We start from the raw sequence: 17,778 nt of genomic DNA on the forward strand, positions 1-17,778 counted from the left end.
GCTCTAATTATTACTTACCTGTGCTTGTTCTTGCAACCACCACTGCTTGCCATCTTCCTGGGCAGTACCTTGCAACGTAGCCTGACGCGAGAAGAAAGAGATCATATGCACAGGCAGCTCGTTCCTAGCAGCACCCTTAGCAGCACCCTTAGCAGCAATATCTCCGGCAACGGGCTCTTTCACCAACTTACCAACAATGATGAGGCTAAACAGTAATAAAAACTTTAGTAATGATTTCATATAAGGAGGTAATCTAATAAACGACTGCCTTAGAGGCGCACAAAGTTAAAGCCAAAGTTGGCAAACAGACAAGGAAACAAATGGGGAATAGTAGTAAACGTGATTTAGGATGCTCGGAAGCGTTTTTTAATTTTTATTAATGCTTTTGTCCTCCGTTTTTAAGGTAGCGAGCAGAAAGCGCTTATCGGTAATTTCATATTTACATACATTCCATCCACAAAGTAAGCACACTCAAACCCTTATGTTGAGCACCAGAATATTAAGGCTTCATCAACAAATGATTACTTACTGATAGGTTACTCAACTGGTAGCGGCGCCATATACGAGATGCGGCCGGAGATGGATACCTTTGATCCTATTTTTTTCCGATAACTATCATTTTTCTAACTCAACTGCCTTTCAACGTGCGATTTGCATCCCTTCATTCATACTGCCTTATCTTTGCTCTCAGCCTGAGCTTGGCTGTACCGGCGCTAGGGCAACGAGTTAGATCAGTAGCTTTTACCTATTTACCAGAAAAATCTGACGACCGCTATAACCAACGGGTAGCTAAAAAGACGCTTCCTATGGCTGATGGCAGCTTTGTTATTCTGGCACACCGTACGGCTACCGAATACGCCGTAGAGCGTTACGACAAAGAGCTAAAGCGCCTCTGGTCTACACCACTACCGCTCACTAGCGAGGAAAGTATTGATGGATTTAGCCATAGTAAGCAACAGGTTACAGCTATTGTATACCGCAAAGACGGGGCTACCCAAAGCTTAGCGGCGCAGTCTTTTGATTTAAGCACCGGCAAAATTGCCCCCCAGAAAAAGCTCACCGAAACTGCCGCCCGCAATCGCCGCCCCGGCGCGGCCTTCTCACTTGACGGCACCAAAATCGTGGCGTGGCAGTACGTCACCCGCGACCAGCAGATTCGGTCTATCAGCGCCAGCGTGTACGATGAAAAGCTAACCAGGCTCAAGGACCGCATCTACAATTTTCAGGATCTGGGGGGCTTTTTTTCGAATACTATTCACATCGACAACGAGGGTACGCAGTATGTAACCCTGCTGAGCGACGATATGAAGAAGCTCACTGTGCGTCGTTACCGCAATGATAATGCGGATATCAAAGTCATGTCGGTGGCGTTGGGCGGCTCCTTTGAGGGCAAGGCCGTAATGGTGTTCGATGCCAAGTTTGCTCTTAGACCAGACACTACGCTCTACGCCGCCGCTATTTGCACCGAGCGCCTGACGGGCCTTTACTACAGCCTGAAAGTAGTAAAGTTCGATTTCGCGGGCGAGGGCACGATGAAGTTTGCCCCCGAGTTTCGCTTTAAGCCCGAATACCTGGCAGAAGTAAACAAGGCAACGCAATCCACAGCTAAGCGCTTAGAAGACGTGTACCTGACTGACTTACTATTCACGGAGGAGAAGCAGATGGTAATCGTAGCGGAGAAAAAGTATGAGGAGGGTGGCGACGCTTCGCCGGTGCATGCTCGCGAACTGCACCTGTTTGGCTACAATGAGTTTCAGCTACCAGAGTGGCACAGTATCATCGATAAAAAGCAGGTAGCCTCGCCTGCCGAAGCTTTTGCTGGCATTGGCTACCGCGTGGGGGTTTTTGGTTCCGAGATTCATATTCTAACGCAGGAAAACCTGAAAGGCAAATCAGACCTGTACTTGCGCCGGGTAAACGCACAAACCGGCGTAGTGCAGCCTGCTAAAGGCTTGGGTCTTAACGTAGCAAATGATCAGCAACTGGCTTATGTAAAAGATTTTACCGCTTGGCTCGACCCCAAAACTATCGTGGGAGTGAGCCGGCCAAGTAAGAAATCAGCCGCGCTACAACTCAATAAAATCGCGGTGAAGTAGTCACAGATTTAGTGATTAAAAAAGCCCCCCAGAATGAATCTAGGGGGCTTTTTTAATGCTTAGCTCTATTAACTAGTACACGTACTCGTTTGCCTCAATCATGGCGGCGGCGATGCGGCGGCGGGCTTCTTTAGTGTTGAACAGCTCCGCTTTGGTGAAGCGCTTGAGGCCGGTAGCCAGCAGGCGCTGCTCGTCGCCTTCGGTCATGGCGGCAATAGCATCTTTGGCCGCTTTGGTAACGGAGTCAATCGTATCGGCCAGATACACACGGGCAATATCGATCTGGTTGGCCATAGCAGCTTCGTTGCTCAGGCTGATTTCCTTCTCAACCCGCAACAGCGTGCTCTCAGCCGTGTACACCTTGATCGACATATCGGCAATGTTCATCAGTACTTCCTGCTCTTTAGCTAGCGAGTTCATGTACTTCTGAACGGCCGTACCGGCTACCATCAGGATTGCTTTCTTGAGATTAGCAATAATCTTCTTCTCCGCGCCAAACAGTGAGTCATCAGCTTCGGCGAAGTCTGGAATGGCCAACAACTCCTGCTGTACCGCCTGAGCGGGGCCCATTAAATCAAGCTCGCCTTTCAGACCCTTTTTCAAGATCATGTCAACGGCCAGCATGCGGTTGATTTCGTTCGTACCCTCAAAAATGCGGTTGATGCGCGAATCGCGGTAAGCGCGGTCCATGGGGTAGTCGGCCGAAAAGCCGTAGCCTCCGAAAATCTGCACGCCTTCATCGGTCACGAAGTCAAGTACTTCCGAAACTTCCACTTTCAGCATCGCGCACTCCACGGCAAATTCGCGGGCGGCGCCCAGCAAGGCTTCGTTCGATGATTTACCTTGGCTCAACAACTCCTGCTCCATGCGGTAGATATCCATACCGGCGCGGTAAATAGCCGACTCGGCTGCGTACACGCGAACAGCCTGCTCCGCCAACTTGTGCCGGATAGCGCCAAACTTGGAGATGGGCAGCTTAAACTGCACCCGCTCATTAGCATACTTAATGCTCAGGTTAAGCGCCATTTTGCTGGCACCCAAACAAGCGGCGGCCAGCTTGATGCGACCAATATTCAGGATGTTGAAAGCAATAAGATGGCCTTTGCCAATCTCACCGAGCACGTTCTCTTTCGGCACCGTTACGTCCGACAGGAACACCTGACGGGTCGAAGAGCCACGGATACCCATCTTGTGCTCCTCGGGGCCGAAAGTTAGGCCAGGCGTGTTGCGCTCTACAATGAAACCCGTGAACTTGTCACCATCAACCTGAGCGAAAACGATAAATACCTCAGCGAAGCCCGCATTGGTAATCCACATTTTCTGCCCGTTCAGCACGTAGCTCTGGCCGTCTTCGGTCAGGATGGCTTTGGTTTTGGCCCCCAATGCGTCGGAGCCCGAGCCGGGCTCGGTAAGGCAGTAAGCACCGGCCCACTCGCCACTTGTTAGTTTAGGTAAATACTTGGTCTTCTGCTCTTCGTTACCGAAATACAGAATGGGCAACATAGCAATGCCCGTATGCGCCGCGAAGGCCACCGGGAACGAGTGGCCGCCGCCCACGCCTTCGGTCACACGCAGAGCGGTGTTGAAGTCCATGTCGTAGCCACCATATTCGGCTGGCATCGATACACCGAACAAGCCCAGCTCACCCGCTTTCTTCATCAACCCAGCCATCAGACCTTCCTCGTGATTGTCGAGGCGATCCAGTAGCGGGTATACTTCACTAGTCACGAAGTCCAGACAGGTCTGGTACATCATGTTCTGCTCCTCGGTGAATTCTGCGGGCGTAAACACGTCTTGCGCATCCGTCTCTTTAATGATGAATTCACCGCCTTTTCTGAGTGTGTTTGATACTTCCATGACTATGTGAGGTTGAGAGTTGTGATTGATTTTCTGGAATTGCATAGAAACGAAACTGTTAGGCTTGCCGACTATATGGGCCGAACAATGTCTTAAATTTCATTACCGAAATATACAAAAATATGTTAGGCTTGCCGAGTACTTAGTGGAAAGAAAACCCCAATTGCGTCGGGGCTTTCTTTCTATTTATACAAACAGGATATTCTCCTGTCCAGTTCTTATTTTAACCTATTTGAGTAGCTCGTAGATGCCGGCTACGCCTTGGCCACCGCCTACGCAGGCAGTCACCATGCCGTACTTCTTACCCCGCTCGCGCAGCTCATCGAAGAGCTGAATGCTGAGCTTAGCCCCTGAGCAACCTAGTGGGTGACCCAAAGCAATGGCACCACCATTTACGTTGAGTTTTTCCTGATCAATACCCAACTCGCGCACTACGGCAATAGACTGAGAAGCGAAGGCTTCGTTTAGCTCAAATAGATCAATATCGTCGAGCTTCATACCGGCTTGCTTAAGCGCTTTCGGCACGGCTTTGATCGGGCCCATACCCATAATACGCGGGTCAACGCCTTCAGCGGCGTAGGTCACCATGCGGGCAATAGGCTCCAGGTTCAGCTCCTTCACCATGCGCTCCGACATCACGATAACGAAAGCGGCGCCGTCGGAAGTCTGCGAAGAGTTGCCGGCCGTAACGCTGCCGCCGGCCGCAAACACGGGCCGTAGCCGCGCCAGCGCTTCTACCGAAGTATCAGCGCGAGGGCCCTCATCGGTATCTACCACGTAAGAGCGCGTTTTCTTCTTGCCCGAAGCCTGATCAAGGTAAGTTTCTTCGACCGTGATAGGCACGATCTGCTTCTTGAATTTACCTTCCTTGATGGCTTTAATGGCCTTCTGGTGCGAGTTGTAAGCAAACATATCCTGGTCTTCCCGGCTGATGCCATAGTCTTTGGCCACAGCTTCAGCAGTCAAACCCATGCCCAGATAATAGTCCGGGTGATTCTTAACCAGGTTGTAGTTAGGCACTGTTTTCCAGCCCACGGTCGGCACTTGCGACATGTTCTCAGCGCCACCGGCCACAATGCAGTCGGCCATACCAGCCGTGATCTTGCTGGCGGCCATGGCAATGGTCTCGATACCCGAACCGCAGTAGCGGTTTACCACTAAGCCTGGTACGTTTATGGGCAAAGCCAGCAACGAAATCATACGCCCGATTTGCAGGCCTTGCTCGGCTTCAGGTACCGCATTTCCCACAATCACATCGTCTACACGCGTAGGATCGAGTTGGGGTACGGAAGCCATGAGGTGTTTGATCACCTCAGCGGCGAGGTCGTCGGTACGGGTGAAGCGGAAGCCACCCCGGGGGGCTTTTCCTACCGCCGTACGGTAACCAGCTACGATATATGCATTCATTATCTTAGATCTTGAAGAAAGTAATGGAATTAGACCCGGCGCTATAAGCTAGTTTCTCAAGGGCTTACCCGTAGTCAGAATGCTCTGGATACGCTCCAGCGTTTTCCGCTCACCAGTCAGCGACAGGAACGCTTCACGCTCCAGATCTAGCAGGTACTGCTCGCTTACTTCCGTGGGCTGCGACAAGTCGCCGCCGCACATGACGTAGGCCAGCTTGTTGGCAATTTTCACGTCGTGCTCCGAGATGTATTTGCCTTCCTTCATGGCGTACACTCCGCTCATAAACATACCCAGCGCGCCCTTGCCGTGCACTTTGATGTTGGTTTTCTGTACGGGCATGGTGTAGCCAGCATCAGCAAGGTCCAGCGCTTCGGCTTTGGCCTGGGCAATAAGCCGCTGGCTGTTTACTACGATTTCGTCGCCGCGCCGCAGGAAACCTAAGTCGAACGCCTCAGCGGCCGAAGTAGAAACCTTAGCCGTGCTTACCGTTACAAACGTGTTGCGCAGCAGATTAAATTCCGGTTCGCCTTCCTCATACTTAGCCGCCGTACGCAAGGTCATTTCCTTGGTACCGCCACCGGCCGGAATAAGGCCTACGCCAAACTCCACCAAGCCCATATAGGTTTCCGCCGACGCTACAACTTTATCGGCGTGCAGGCAGACTTCGCAGCCACCACCCAACGATAAGCCGTGCGGTGCCGTCACGACGGGAATGCTGGAATAGCGCATCCGCATCATGGCGTTTTGGAACTGCTTGATCATCAGGTTTACCTCGTCGAACTCCTGCTCGAGGGCATACATATAAAGCAAGGCCAAATTGGCCCCCGCAGAAAAGTTTGGCGCGTCGTTTCCTACCACGAGAGCGCGGTAACCGGCTTCGGCCATATCCACACCCTTCATTAAGCCCTGAATTACATCAGAGCCGAGGGTGTTCATTTTGGAATGGAACTCCACGCCCAGCACGCCGTCGCCGAGGTCATGGATGCTAGCACCAGCATTGTTCCAGAGTACTTTGCCCGTGGCCCGCAGGTTGTCTAGAATTACGAAATTCTCAACGCCCGGAATCGATTGGTAGCTCTTGCTTTCGAGGTCGTAGTACTGCTTGGCGCCCGCTTCAGATACTTTGTAGAAGGAAGTGCGGCCGGCGCCCAGCATCTCCTGTACCCACGCGGCAGGCTGCTTGCCTTCGGCCTGCATCAGCTCCAAGCCTTGCTGCACACCCAGCGCATCCCAAGTTTCAAATGGACCCATATCCCAGCCGAAGCCGGCCCGCAACGCGTCGTCTATCTTATATAGAGAGTCGGTGATTTCGGGAATTCGATTGGTAACGTAAGCAAACAGACCAGCGAACATCTTGCGGTAAAACTCACCGGCTTTGTCTTTACCGCTGGCCAGCACTTTGAAGCGCGGGGCCAGCTGCTCGATAGTTTTCGTCAACTCCAGCGTGGCAAATTTTACCTTTTGGCTGGGCTGGTACTCCATCGTTTTCAAATCGAGGGCCTGAATCTCAGATTTGCCCCCCGCGCCTTTTACTTTCTTATAGAAGCCTTGGCCGGTTTTGTCACCCAGCCATTTCTTCTCGCCCATTTGCTTGAGGAAGTCGGGTAGCTCAAATACAGCTTTAGCTTCGTCGTTTGGCAGACCTTGCGCTAAGCCATTAGCTACGTTAATGAGCGTGTCCAGACCTACCACGTCCGAGGTGCGGAAAGTAGCCGACTTGGCGTGACCGATAACTGGACCAGTAAGCTTGTCTACTTCCTCCACCGTCAGGTCCAGCTGCTGCATGATTTGCAGCACGTCCATGATGGCGAACACGCCCACGCGGTTAGCGATGAAAGCAGGTGTGTCTTTGGCCAGTACGGTAGTTTTGCCCAGGTACAGGTCACCGTAGTGCATTAGGAAATCCACCACGGCCGCATCAGTGGCCGACGTCGGGATGATTTCGAGCAGCTTCAGGTAGCGGGGCGGATTGAAGAAGTGGGTGCCGCAGAAGTGTTTCTGAAAATCTTCGGAGCGGCCCTCAGCCAATAAATGAATCGGAATACCAGAGGTGTTTGACGTGATGAGCGTGCCGGGCTTGCGCACCTTTTCTACTTTTTCGTAGAGACTTTGCTTGATATCAAGCCGCTCCACAACTACCTCAATCGTCCAGTCGCAGGTAGCAATGTCCTTGAGGTTATCGTCGAAATTGCCGGTTTTGATGCGCGAGGCATCCTGCTTGCGGTACAAGGGCGAAGGATTGGAAGCCACGGCCGCCTGTAAGGAGGCATTCACGATGCGGTTGCGCACGGCGGGGTTTTCCAGCGTCAGGCCTTTGGCCTCTTCCTCAGGCGTCAGTTCGCGGGGCACGATGTCGAGCAGCAGCACTTGGGCACCGATGTTAGCGAAATGGCAGGCAATGCGCGAGCCCATTACGCCGGAGCCGAGCACGGCTACTTTCTTGATAGTTCGATTCATAAAGCTGAAACGGGTAATCTGTTGGCAGAGAATAGAATAGATAGAAGGCAAAACGCCCCCAAAAGCCCCCTAGGCGGAGGTGGTTTCGGGGCGAAGCGGCTTAAGTGTGAAGTCGTCGAATAAGGATTTGCTCTCGATCATGGCGTTGATCTGGCCTATCACCTTGAAAAGGGTGTCCAGCTGCGCCTGCGGAATTTTCTCCCGCACTTTCTGATTGAAGTGGCGCACCGTCTGGCGCGAAATCTCCTTGCCGCGCAGGCCTTCTTCAGTCAGGAAGATGCGCACGGAGCGCTTGTCCTGAGTGTCGGCTTGCTTGAAGATGAGGCCACGCTCTTCCATACTGCGCAGAATACGCGTGAGGCTGCGCGTCTCCAGACCCAGCAGGGGGGCAATTTTGGTGGCGGGAGTGCCATTTTCCTGATCAATATTCAGGAGCACGAAACCGATGCTGGTCGTGATGTCGTGCTTGGCAGCCTGCGTATTATACATGCGCGAAATGGCATGCCAGCAGACTTTAACGTTATAATCGACGGTTTCTTCGGGTTTCATCGGGGAGAGGATGTCCGGTAAACATACAAAGAATATGTTAGGCTTGCATACTACTTTGCGATAAAAAAGTTGTGTCCCATTATGTTCAGTAATGCGCCCAAGCAAAACGGCCCCGCTATTTTATTAGCGGGGCCGTTTCGGTTAGCGAAGTGCGTTCTGATGATATAAGCTCTCGATTAAGGCTCGATTATTCTCGGTAATGGCTTTGCGCTTCACCTTCATTGTGGGCGTCATCTCGCCGGTTTCTACGGTCCAGAGATGATCCATGAGACAGATTTTTTTGACCTGCTCCCACTGCGCAAACCCTTTATTGTAGTCCTTGACCAGAGACTCGTACATGTCCACGATTTTCGGGTCCTTCACAATCTCTTCGTTCGAGGTAAAGGGCACATTGTGGCGCTTGCACCAATTCTTGAGCTCATCAAACGAGGGCACCACCAGTGCCGACGGAAACTTCTGATCGGCGCCTACTACCATGGCCTGCTCAATCAGCGGCGACTCTTTCAGCTTGTTTTCGATGACCTGGGGGGCAATATATTTACCCCCCGAGGTCTTGAACATCTCCTTTTTGCGGTCCGTTATCTTGAGGAAACGACCGTTCACAAACTCGCCAATGTCGCCGGTATGAAACCAGCCGTCTTCGTCGATTACTTCTTTGGTTAATTCGGGCTTATTATAGTAGCCTTTCATCACCGAAGCCGATTTGGTAAGGATTTCACCGTCCGGGGCGATTTTCACTTCCGTATTGTCAATCACGGGGCCTACGGCGCCGATGAAGTTATTCTCCCGCTCGAAGCCGCTCACGGCAATTACAGGGGAGGTTTCGGTGAGGCCGTAGCCTTCCATCACCGGTATGCCCGCCGCCCAGAACACGCGGGCCAGCCGCGGCTGCAACGCCCCACCGCCCGACACGATGCACTTCAAATTGCCCCCCAGCGCCTCGCGCCACTTGTTGAAGATGAGCTTGTTAGCCAGTGCTAGCTGGGTGTTGTAGAAGAAGCCCTGGTTTTTCTGGGTGTCGAACTTCAAGCCCAGATCAAGCGCCCAGAAGAACAGATTTTTCTTCACGCCTTCCAGATCGTGGCCCTTGGCAACTATCTTATCATATACCTTCTCCAGCAGGCGCGGCACGGTGGTAAAAATCTGCGGCTTTACTTCGCGTAGGTTGTCAGCAATGACTTCCATGCTCTCGGCATAGTAAATACTCACGCCGTTGATCATGTACAGATACGTCACCATGCGCTCGAAAATGTGGCAAAGCGGCAAGAAGCTCAGGGCCGTGTCGTCCTTGGTAACGGGCACCGAGGGCTGTGAATTACGACAGTTGCTGAGCAGGTTATCGTGGCTGAGCATCACGCCTTTGGGGTTACCAGTAGTACCTGAAGTGTAGATGATAGTCATCAGATCGTCGGGCTGCACGGCGGCTTTTATTGGGTCCAGATCGGCTACGTTGTCTTTCTTCCCCATAGCCAGCAGCTCGTCGAAGTGCCGGGCTCCTTCGATCTTATCGAAAGTAAAAATGTGCTGTACTTCGGGCAAAGCAGCTGTGGCCTCTTTCACCTTAGCGTACAGAGCTTTATCGGACACAAACACGGCCTTTACGCCGGCATCGGTAAAGATGTACTTATAATCTTCAACCGTAATGCTAGGGTACATAGGCACGCTTACGGCACCAAGTTGGGAAATGCCAAAGTCGGCTAGCATCCACTCCGGACGATTCATGGAGATGATAGCAACTTTGTCATCTTTTCCGATTCCCAACTGCCGCAGCCCCAGACTTACCTGATTGGCTGCTTCACTTACTTGTTGGGTACTCATCTTTTGCCATTCACCATTGACTTTGGCGGCCAGACAATCAGATTTCGGATACTTCGCAAGCTGGTTAGGCAGAATATCAAACGCGCGACGAACTTCCATTTAATAAGAGCGAAAGGGTGGGAAATACTGGTTAAATAACTGGATTTTTTCGCGGAAAGCCAACTACCACGGTGCGATTGAATCACTGGGGGGCAAATATGGTGGACGGCTGCCACGATTTGCGTAATTTCGCCGGCCTGCCTTGCTTTTGCCCGATGAATCTGGCTATCTTTTTCGATCCGCTCCCTGAGGAGCTAGTGCCTCCGCTCATTGCTCCTACCACGCTCGGGGCGCATCTCACCTGCTTTCTGGATACGTTTCCGGATTGGCGGGATGCTGACATGGCCATTATCGGCCTGAATGAGTGGCGAGGCAGTACGGCCGGCGCTCCTGCTAAACACGGAGCCGACACCGTGCGACACCGTTTCTACCAGCTGCAGAAGGGCGCGGCCCCGCTCCGCCTCACAGACTTGGGCAACCTGCGCCCCGGCCTTACGCTGGAAGACACCTACCGCCGCCTGTGCGAAATAGTGGCCACGCTGCTCGAACACAACACAGTGCCCATTCTGTTGGGCGGCAGCCACGACCTGGATTACGGGCAGTTCCTGGCCTACGAAACCCTTGATAGGGCTGTAAGCTTCGCTACCGTGGATGCCCGCGTGGATATGGCCGAGCATGACTCGGCCGCCGCCGAGGATTCACACCTTCGGCGCATGCTCATGCACGAGCCCAGCTTTCTGTTCAACTTTGCCCAGCTAGCGCACCAGCAATATCTGGCGACGCCGGAAGTATTGGCGGCGCTGGAAAAGCTGCATTTCGAAACGTTGCGCTTGGGTGCCGTGCGTACGGATGTGCGCCAGGCCGAACCGTTGCTGCGTCAGGCCGACTTTGTAAGCTTCGATGTAGCAGCGCTGCGCTGGCAGGATGCGCCGGCTTATTCACCCGCCAACCCTTTCGGCTTGACCAGCGAGGAAGCGGCACAGTTGGCCTGGTATGCCGGCCACAACGACCAGCTCAGCAGCTTCGGCCTCTACGGCTACCGCCCCGACTACGATCCGCACGGCTTGGGCGCCGCCACACTGGCTACAATGCTTTGGTACTTTATAGAAGGATTTTATCATCGGCGCGGCGAAACTGATTTTCAAAGTTCCCGCTTCAAGCGCTACGCCGTGGGCCTGCCCGGTACACCGGCCAAGCTCGTCTTCTACAAAGCTAAACGCACCGAGAAATGGTGGTTGGAAGTAGAGAGTTTGGCGGATAGTGCTATTAAACGGGTGGTGCCGTGCAGCTACGAAGACTACGTGTACGCCGCGCAAGGCGACTTGCCCAACCGTTGGATTCTGACGCAGGCGCTATTGGGCTGATCCATTTTGGTGGCCACTTGAGCTCAAGTTTCTTAGAAGCTTCTTTTATTCTAAATGTATAACCCTCTTTCATCAGCGGCGAAACCCGAAGATCATTCCCTAAAAACCGACACTTTACCTGAGTATACGGTATCGCAGCTGGCACTGCGCAACGGGCAGGATCGGGATGAGATTTGGGTTGGTTACCAAGGTTTAATTTACGATGTGGGTCGGTCTCGCCTCTGGACACGCGGCAACCACTACGGGCACTGGGCCGGCCAAGACCTTACCGCCGAGCTTAACCGCGACGCCCCGCACACGGCGCATGTTTTCGATAAATTCCAGGTGATTGGCCGGCTAAAATTGCCCCCCAGCCCCGTCACTGCCAACCAGACCGGCCGGTAACCGTAAGCGCCGTCATTCCACCCACCTATTCCGACCTCTGCCATGAACTCCACCGAAAGCGCCTCCCTTTTCAACAACCTCGAAACCCTTTCTACGCACGATCTGCTAGCCGGTATGAACAGCGTCGATCAGACCGTGCCGCAGACCGTCGCCAAGTCGTTGCCGCAAATTGAGGCGCTGGTAGATGCTACGGTGGCTTGTATGCAGCGTGGGGGGCGTTTATTTTATATTGGCGCGGGTACGAGCGGCCGACTGGGGGTTCTGGATGCTTCCGAGTGTCCGCCCACGTTTGGCGTGCCCCAGGGTATGGTTATCGGCATTATTGCCGGCGGCGACACCGCTATTCGTCAGGCCGTGGAGAATGCCGAAGATGACGCTGAGCAAGCTTGGCAGGACTTGCAAAAGCATAGCATCAATCAGAATGACATGCTGGTGGGCATTGCTGCTTCTGGTCGCACACCTTATGTAATTGGTGGTTTGGAGCAGGCGCGGAGCCAGGGAATTGCGACGGGTTGTATTGTTTGCAATGCCGGCTCTTTGGTAGCTGCCGCAGCCGAGTTTCCGGTGGAAGTAGTTACAGGGCCGGAGTTTGTAACCGGGAGCACGCGTCTGAAAGCGGGTACGGCGCAGAAGCTGGTTCTTAACATGCTCACCACGGCCACCATGATTCGGCTGGGCAAAGTGAAAGGCAATAAAATGGTGGATATGCAGCTCAGCAACTACAAGCTCGTGGACCGCGGCGAACGAATGCTGATGGATGAGCTAGGCATTGAGCAAGCGGAAGCTGCCACTCTTCTGCAGAAGCATGGCTCGGTGCGGGCGGCGCTGGCGGCTCATGCTAATCAATAACGGGGATTGGTAGCGCTAAGCTCTGCTTTATATCCAGCCAATATTTTTGAGCGGTGTATGGAACAGAACGTTCGGTGGCACGTTTCTATCAAAAAAACAGCCGCCTTCCCGTGCACACCATCGAGCCGCATTATAATTGGATTGAGCAGTATTCGGCCTCCGAAGATCCCCGCTCGCCCCTGTTCGAGGCCGAAAACAGCCTTGATTCCTTCACCAATACTATCTACGGCTACTACATTCACCCTCAATGGGATAGCCTAGAGTCTGACACCTTATTTCTCAAAATTCTCTTCGTAGATTACGAGCAGGGTATTGCGGTCATAGAGTTCATTGGCGAGTGGAACGACGCCATCGAGAACGACGTAATGCAACTCAAGCGCAACATCATTGATCTGATGGTGCACGAGGGCATCCGCAAGTTTATCCTCATTGGGGAAAACGTGTTCAACTTCCACGGCTCCGACGACTCGTACTATGAGGAATGGTTTGAGGACGTGGAAGATGGCTGGATTGCCGGCGTCAATTTTCAGGAGCACGTATTGCGCGAAATGCGCCAGTACAACATCGATAACTATGTAAACTTCGGCGGCCAGCTTGATGAGTTACCGTGGCGCACTTACGAGCCGCGTCGCCTGTTTGAAGTGGTAGACAGTATGCTACAGCGACGGCTCAATTGAAAAAGTATTGTCAATAAAAAAGCCCCCCGGAGCAGGTCCGGGGGGCTTTTTTTGCGCTTGTGCGCTACTCGAATTAGTGAGTAGTGGTAGCAGCAGGAGTAGTAGTAGAAGGAGTTGCGTCAGCAGCATCTTCCATAGCATCAGACGTGTTCTCAGCAGCGTCGCGGGTCGAGTCAGCAGCCTCTTCCATAGCGTCGGCCTTTACTTCGCCAGCCTCTTCTACGTTCTCAGCAGCATTCTCTTGAGCGTTTTCAGTCTTCGTGTCGCAAGAAGCGAAAGTGAACGAAGCAGCAGCGAGGGCGAGGAACAATACTTTTTTCATGATCAGGGTAAATTTGAGAGGGGGTTGAAAAATCAATTTTAGGGTGAATCTCACATCTTTCCGCAAGCGGTTTAACAGGAGATTCGGAGCTTTATACCCTAATCAGCAATAGGTAACCCGACAGGACCAAGAATTTTGTTAATTATTTACAGATGGCAGTATATTTCATCAATTTATTCCAGTAAAAAGCCCCTCAGAGTCACTCTGGGGAGCTTTTTACTGGAATAAATCAACCAAATAAAAATGATAATTGCTTGCCTCTTTATTGCCAGGATATCTCTATTCGGTTGGATAAGTGACTATTTCTTGCGGAAAATAATACCGATTGGCACACCCGTAAAGTCGAAATGCTCGCGCAGTCGATTTTCCAAGTAACGGCTGTAGCTGTCCTTCACGTACTGCGGCAGGTTGCAGAAGAAAGCGAAAACCGGGTTGTGCGTGGGTAGTTGGGTCACGTACTTGATCCGTACCATCTTACCCTTCACCGACGGCGGCTGGTGGGCCTCAATCTCCCGCAGCATCACCTCGTTCAACTGGGAGGTCGGAACCTTCTTGGTCTTGTTATGATACACCTGCACGGCCGTTTCGATGGCCTTGTGCACACGCTGCTTGGTAAGCACCGACGTAAATATGATAGGCGGATAGCTGATCGGAGCAATTTTCTCCCGAATCAGATCCTCAAACTCCTTTACGGTATTCGTCTGCTTATCCTCAATCAAGTCCCACTTGTTGACTACAATCACAATACCCTTGCGGTTGCGGTCAGCTAGGCCGATGATGTTCACATCCTGCGCCTCAATGCCACGAGTGGCATCAAGCATCACGATGCAAACATCAGATTCTTCCATAGCCCGAATAGAGCGCAGTACGGAATAGAACTCGATGTCTTCGTGCACCTTGTTTTTACGGCGCAAACCGGCCGTATCTACCAAGATAAAGTCATTACCGAAGGCGTTGTAGCGGGTTTGAATAGCGTCGCGGGTGGTGCCGGCAATATCCGTCACGATGGTCCGCTCCTCACCGAGCAGCAGGTTAAACAAGCTGGATTTGCCCACGTTAGGACGCCCCAGAACCGCAATTTTCGGCAAACCGGAATCAGGCTCTTCCTCCCATGGATCGTCGAAGTGACTAACCACAGCATCCAGCAAATCACCGGTACCGGAGCCGTTCTGGCTGGAAATGGTGAAGATATCGCCGTCGCCTACACCTAAGGCATAAAACTCACCGGCCGCGTGTGCCCGAGCGTTCGTATCCGCCTTATTAGCAACTAAGTAGATCGGCTTTTTGCCCTGATAACGACGTAAAACGTTGGCAAACTCCTCATCTAGGCCGTGCAAGCCAGCGTCAACGTCAACCATAAACAGGACCACATCGGCCTCGTCAATAGCGAGCTTTACTTGCTTGCGGATTTCTTCTTCGAATACGTCGTCGGAGCCGTGCACATAACCACCCGTGTCGATAACGGTGTAGTATTTACCGGTCCAGTCGCCGTAGCCGTAGTGACGGTCGCGGGTTACGCCGCTTTCGTTATCCATTATGGCCTTACGCTGGCCAACTAAGCGATTGAAAAGTGTGGATTTGCCCACGTTGGGCCGCCCCACAATAGCGATGGTATTCTTCATGATACGATGCCCCAGCCGCCAGTCCGACCTACGTCTGGCAGTGCCCGGGGATATTAAATGAAAGATGGTCGGACTTGATTTTAGAGGTGAGGAGTGTGAAACCGCTCCCTCTTAAGTATTTATTGATAGCCAAACCGGCTCAACGCTTTCGGGTCGGTGCGCCAATTTTCATTGACTCTTACGTGGGTTTCTAAGAACACCTGTTTGCCGAAGAACTTCTCCATTTCTTCCCGCGCCCAAGTGCCTACTTTTTTCAGCGCCTCGCCTTTGTGACCGATGATAATGCCCTTCTGACTGGCCCGCTCCACGTAAATAGTGGCTCGGATGCGAATAATTTTCTCATCTTCCTTGAACTCCTCCACACCAACTTCGCAGCTGTAAGGGACTTCTTTTTTATAAAGCTTGAAGATTTTTTCCCGAATCATCTCGGCGGCAAAAAACCGCTCTGGCTTATCGGTCAGCTCATCTTTAGGGTAATACGGCGGGTGCTCGGGCAAGCGCTCCAGTACCAGTTCCAGAACACGCTCGGTACCCAAAGCATTCAAGGCCGATATAGCTAATACTTCGGCGGCATTGGGCAACTGCTCGCGCCAATAGGCCAGTTTGGCTTCTACCTCAGCCTGCTCGGCTTGGTCAATCTTATTAACCAAGACAATAACTGGCGTATCGGCCCGGCGCAGGCGCTCTACTACGGGCTCTTCGTCGTGCTTTTCGTAAATATCGGTCACAAACAGAATCACGTCGGCATCTTCTAGGGAAGAATACACGAAGCTCATCATAGCATTGTGCAGCTCATATTTGGGCTGAATAATGCCGGGCGTATCCGAATAGACGAGTTGGAAATCGTCGCCGTTTAGGATGCCCATGATGCGGTGGCGCGTCGTCTGGGCTTTGCTGGTAATAATGCTGAGCCGCTCGCCCACGAGCACGTTCATAAGCGTGGACTTGCCCACGTTGGGCTTGCCGATAATGCTTACAAAGCCGGCGCGGTGCGGTTTGGGTTCGGGATTCACGAGGATGCTGCTGAAAATGAGGCTGCAAAGGTACGGCTTTCGGACGAGTGTACCGTGGTGCCCAATAAGTTAGGTATCTGAAGCACCATATAAGACTTTTAGTCCGTCTATCTGTTCCTACTTTACGCATTCCTAGTTAGCGCAAACCATTGGTACTCTACCTTTGTATTGCGTCCGACGTTTTGTACTGTTTATGCCTGAAAATACCCCCCAGCGCCGTATCGGCGTTCTGCTCGTCAATCTTGGTACGCCCGACTCGCCCCAAACCAGCGACGTGCGCCGCTACCTCAACGAATTTCTTACCGACGGCCGTGTAGTGGATATGCCGGCCGCTGTGCGCTATCCCTTATTTCAGGGCTTAGTAGTGCCGTTGCGGGCCCCCAAATCGGCCAAAATATACCAGCAACTCTGGACCGAACGGGGATCTCCCCTCCTCTTTCACGGGCTCGATTTGCAGAAACTGGTGCAAGAGAAGTTAGGCTCCCAGTATGTAGTGGCCTTCGGGATGCGCTATCAGAACCCGAGTATCGAAAAAGCATTGGAAGAATTGCGTGAAGCCGCCGTCGACCGCATTATTGTGCTGCCGCTGTTTCCACAGTACGCTTCGGCCAGTACAGGCTCCGTGCAGCAAAAGGTGATGGATATAGTGCGCAAGTGGTGGATAGTGCCCAGCATCAGCTTCATCAGCTCCTTCGCCGATAATCAAGGTTTTATCGACACCATTGTGGCTTTAGGAAAAGCTGAGATGGAGAAGCGCGACTACGACCACGTGGTGTTCAGCTACCATGGTATTCCGGAGCGGCACGTGCTCAAAGGCAGCTTCAACGGGTATTGCCAGTTGGGCAAATGCTGCAATACGTATAACAAGAACAACCGCTACTGCTACCGTGCTCAGTGTTTTGCTACGTCGCGCTTAGTGGCAAAAGGCTTAGGGCTAAGCCCAGATCAATATACGGTGGCCTTCCAAAGTCGCTTGCAAAGCCGCCTCCGCGACCCTTGGCTGCAGCCTTATACTGATGAGATTTTGAGGCCGCTACCAGCGAAAGGATTTAAGAACGTACTGGCTTTCAGTCCCGCTTTCGTAGCCGATTGTCTGGAAACCACCATTGAAGTGGGCGAAGAATTCAAGGAGTTGTTTGAGGAAGCCGGTGGTGAGCATTGGCAGTTGGTACCATCTCTAAATACTCACCCGCTTTGGGTAAATGCAGTGACGGAGATGATTCGCCAGAATTAATCAGTTCTCCAGCACGTAAAAACCTCTATGCCTGAACAGTCACTGGCTATTCAGACACAGAGGTTTTTTAACGCCCTAATGAAGCAGTAA

General features: G+C 52.5%; 15 protein-coding genes. 6 read left to right on the forward strand and 9 right to left on the reverse strand.

Going from position 1 to position 17,778, the window contains the following annotated elements; genetic code table 11:
• Positions 1-3: 3 nt before the first annotated feature.
• Entirely contained in the window at positions 4-240 is a 237-nt protein-coding gene (locus tag H8B13_RS16955) for a hypothetical protein (RefSeq protein WP_187312012.1), read from the reverse strand.
• 566 nt (positions 241-806) lie between these two features.
• Between H8B13_RS16955 and H8B13_RS16960 the strand changes: the two genes are divergently transcribed.
• The gene (locus H8B13_RS16960) at positions 807-2,096 is read left to right on the forward strand and encodes a hypothetical protein (protein ID WP_187312013.1); all 1,290 of its coding nucleotides are present in this window, start codon (positions 807-809) and stop codon (positions 2,094-2,096) included.
• Positions 2,097-2,168: 72 nt separating this feature from the next.
• Here H8B13_RS16960 and H8B13_RS16965 read toward each other — a convergent pair whose 3' ends face one another.
• From H8B13_RS16965 to H8B13_RS16985, 5 genes are all read right to left on the reverse strand, one after another.
• Positions 2,169-3,953: an acyl-CoA dehydrogenase family protein gene (locus H8B13_RS16965; protein WP_187312014.1), complete on the reverse strand. Its 1,785-nt coding sequence runs from the start codon at positions 3,951-3,953 to the stop codon at positions 2,169-2,171.
• Between the two features lie 228 nt (positions 3,954-4,181).
• Entirely contained in the window at positions 4,182-5,360 is a 1,179-nt protein-coding gene (locus tag H8B13_RS16970; protein WP_187312015.1) for a thiolase family protein, read from the reverse strand.
• A gap of 48 nt (positions 5,361-5,408) precedes the next feature.
• Positions 5,409-7,817 carry a 3-hydroxyacyl-CoA dehydrogenase/enoyl-CoA hydratase family protein gene (locus H8B13_RS16975; RefSeq protein WP_187312016.1) on the reverse strand — a complete coding sequence of 803 codons (2,409 nt, stop codon included), beginning with the start codon at positions 7,815-7,817 and terminating at the stop codon, positions 5,409-5,411.
• Between the two features lie 69 nt (positions 7,818-7,886).
• Entirely contained in the window at positions 7,887-8,366 is a 480-nt protein-coding gene (locus tag H8B13_RS16980) for a MarR family winged helix-turn-helix transcriptional regulator (RefSeq protein WP_187312017.1), read from the reverse strand.
• Between the two features lie 141 nt (positions 8,367-8,507).
• On the reverse strand, positions 8,508-10,283 hold the full coding sequence (locus tag H8B13_RS16985) for an AMP-dependent synthetase/ligase (RefSeq protein WP_187312018.1): 1,776 nt from the start codon (positions 10,281-10,283) through the stop codon (positions 8,508-8,510).
• Positions 10,284-10,438: 155 nt separating this feature from the next.
• Between H8B13_RS16985 and H8B13_RS16990 the strand changes: the two genes are divergently transcribed.
• The 4 genes from H8B13_RS16990 to H8B13_RS17005 all read left to right on the forward strand — a co-directional run bounded on the left by H8B13_RS16990 (position 10,439) and on the right by H8B13_RS17005 (position 13,497).
• The gene (locus H8B13_RS16990; protein WP_187312019.1) at positions 10,439-11,587 is read left to right on the forward strand and encodes a formimidoylglutamase; all 1,149 of its coding nucleotides are present in this window, start codon (positions 10,439-10,441) and stop codon (positions 11,585-11,587) included.
• Between the two features lie 54 nt (positions 11,588-11,641).
• Complete coding sequence (locus H8B13_RS16995; RefSeq protein ID WP_187312020.1) at positions 11,642-11,971, forward strand: cytochrome b5 domain-containing protein; 330 nt, start codon at positions 11,642-11,644, stop codon at positions 11,969-11,971.
• A gap of 42 nt (positions 11,972-12,013) precedes the next feature.
• Entirely contained in the window at positions 12,014-12,820 is an 807-nt protein-coding gene (gene murQ / locus H8B13_RS17000) for an N-acetylmuramic acid 6-phosphate etherase (protein ID WP_187312021.1), read from the forward strand.
• Positions 12,821-12,930: 110 nt separating this feature from the next.
• A complete protein-coding gene (locus H8B13_RS17005; protein ID WP_187312022.1) occupies positions 12,931-13,497 on the forward strand; it encodes a hypothetical protein in 567 nt (188 codons plus the stop codon).
• 73 nt (positions 13,498-13,570) lie between these two features.
• On the opposite strand, the gene H8B13_RS17010 is transcribed toward H8B13_RS17005, so the two are convergent.
• From H8B13_RS17010 to era, 3 genes are all read right to left on the reverse strand, one after another.
• The gene (locus H8B13_RS17010; RefSeq protein ID WP_187312023.1) at positions 13,571-13,819 is read right to left on the reverse strand and encodes a YtxH domain-containing protein; all 249 of its coding nucleotides are present in this window, start codon (positions 13,817-13,819) and stop codon (positions 13,571-13,573) included.
• A 299-nt stretch (positions 13,820-14,118) separates the two neighbouring features.
• Positions 14,119-15,441, reverse strand: coding sequence for a ribosome biogenesis GTPase Der (gene der, locus H8B13_RS17015; RefSeq protein ID WP_187312024.1), 1,323 nt, complete (start codon positions 15,439-15,441; stop codon positions 14,119-14,121).
• 119 nt (positions 15,442-15,560) lie between these two features.
• Positions 15,561-16,454 carry a GTPase Era gene (gene era / locus H8B13_RS17020; protein ID WP_187312025.1) on the reverse strand — a complete coding sequence of 298 codons (894 nt, stop codon included), beginning with the start codon at positions 16,452-16,454 and terminating at the stop codon, positions 15,561-15,563.
• Between the two features lie 193 nt (positions 16,455-16,647).
• Between era and hemH the strand changes: the two genes are divergently transcribed.
• A complete protein-coding gene (gene hemH, locus H8B13_RS17025; protein WP_187312026.1) occupies positions 16,648-17,688 on the forward strand; it encodes a ferrochelatase in 1,041 nt (346 codons plus the stop codon).
• The last annotated feature ends 90 nt before the right edge of the window (positions 17,689-17,778 follow it).

The sequence above is a fragment of the Hymenobacter sp. BT188 genome (assembly GCF_014333585.1).
Classification (GTDB): Bacteria; Bacteroidota; Bacteroidia; order Cytophagales; family Hymenobacteraceae; genus Hymenobacter.

Bases quoted from the DNA above. Each gene is read 5' to 3' on its own strand.
- H8B13_RS16955 (WP_187312012.1), bottom strand. From the start codon at position 240: ATGAAATCATTACTAAAGTTTTTATTACTGTTTAGCCTCATCATTGTT.
- H8B13_RS16960 (WP_187312013.1), top strand. From the start codon at position 807: ATGGCTGATGGCAGCTTTGTTATTCTGGCACACCGTACGGCTACCGAA.
- H8B13_RS16965 (WP_187312014.1), bottom strand. From the start codon at position 3,953: ATGGAAGTATCAAACACACTCAGAAAAGGCGGTGAATTCATCATTAAA.
- H8B13_RS16970 (WP_187312015.1), bottom strand. From the start codon at position 5,360: ATGAATGCATATATCGTAGCTGGTTACCGTACGGCGGTAGGAAAAGCC.
- H8B13_RS16975 (WP_187312016.1), bottom strand. From the start codon at position 7,817: ATGAATCGAACTATCAAGAAAGTAGCCGTGCTCGGCTCCGGCGTAATG.
- H8B13_RS16980 (WP_187312017.1), bottom strand. From the start codon at position 8,366: ATGAAACCCGAAGAAACCGTCGATTATAACGTTAAAGTCTGCTGGCAT.
- H8B13_RS16985 (WP_187312018.1), bottom strand. From the start codon at position 10,283: ATGGAAGTTCGTCGCGCGTTTGATATTCTGCCTAACCAGCTTGCGAAG.
- H8B13_RS16990 (WP_187312019.1), top strand. From the start codon at position 10,439: ATGAATCTGGCTATCTTTTTCGATCCGCTCCCTGAGGAGCTAGTGCCT.
- H8B13_RS16995 (WP_187312020.1), top strand. From the start codon at position 11,642: ATGTATAACCCTCTTTCATCAGCGGCGAAACCCGAAGATCATTCCCTA.
- murQ (WP_187312021.1), top strand. From the start codon at position 12,014: ATGAACTCCACCGAAAGCGCCTCCCTTTTCAACAACCTCGAAACCCTT.
- H8B13_RS17010 (WP_187312023.1), bottom strand. From the start codon at position 13,819: ATGAAAAAAGTATTGTTCCTCGCCCTCGCTGCTGCTTCGTTCACTTTC.
- der (WP_187312024.1), bottom strand. From the start codon at position 15,441: ATGAAGAATACCATCGCTATTGTGGGGCGGCCCAACGTGGGCAAATCC.
- hemH (WP_187312026.1), top strand. From the start codon at position 16,648: ATGCCTGAAAATACCCCCCAGCGCCGTATCGGCGTTCTGCTCGTCAAT.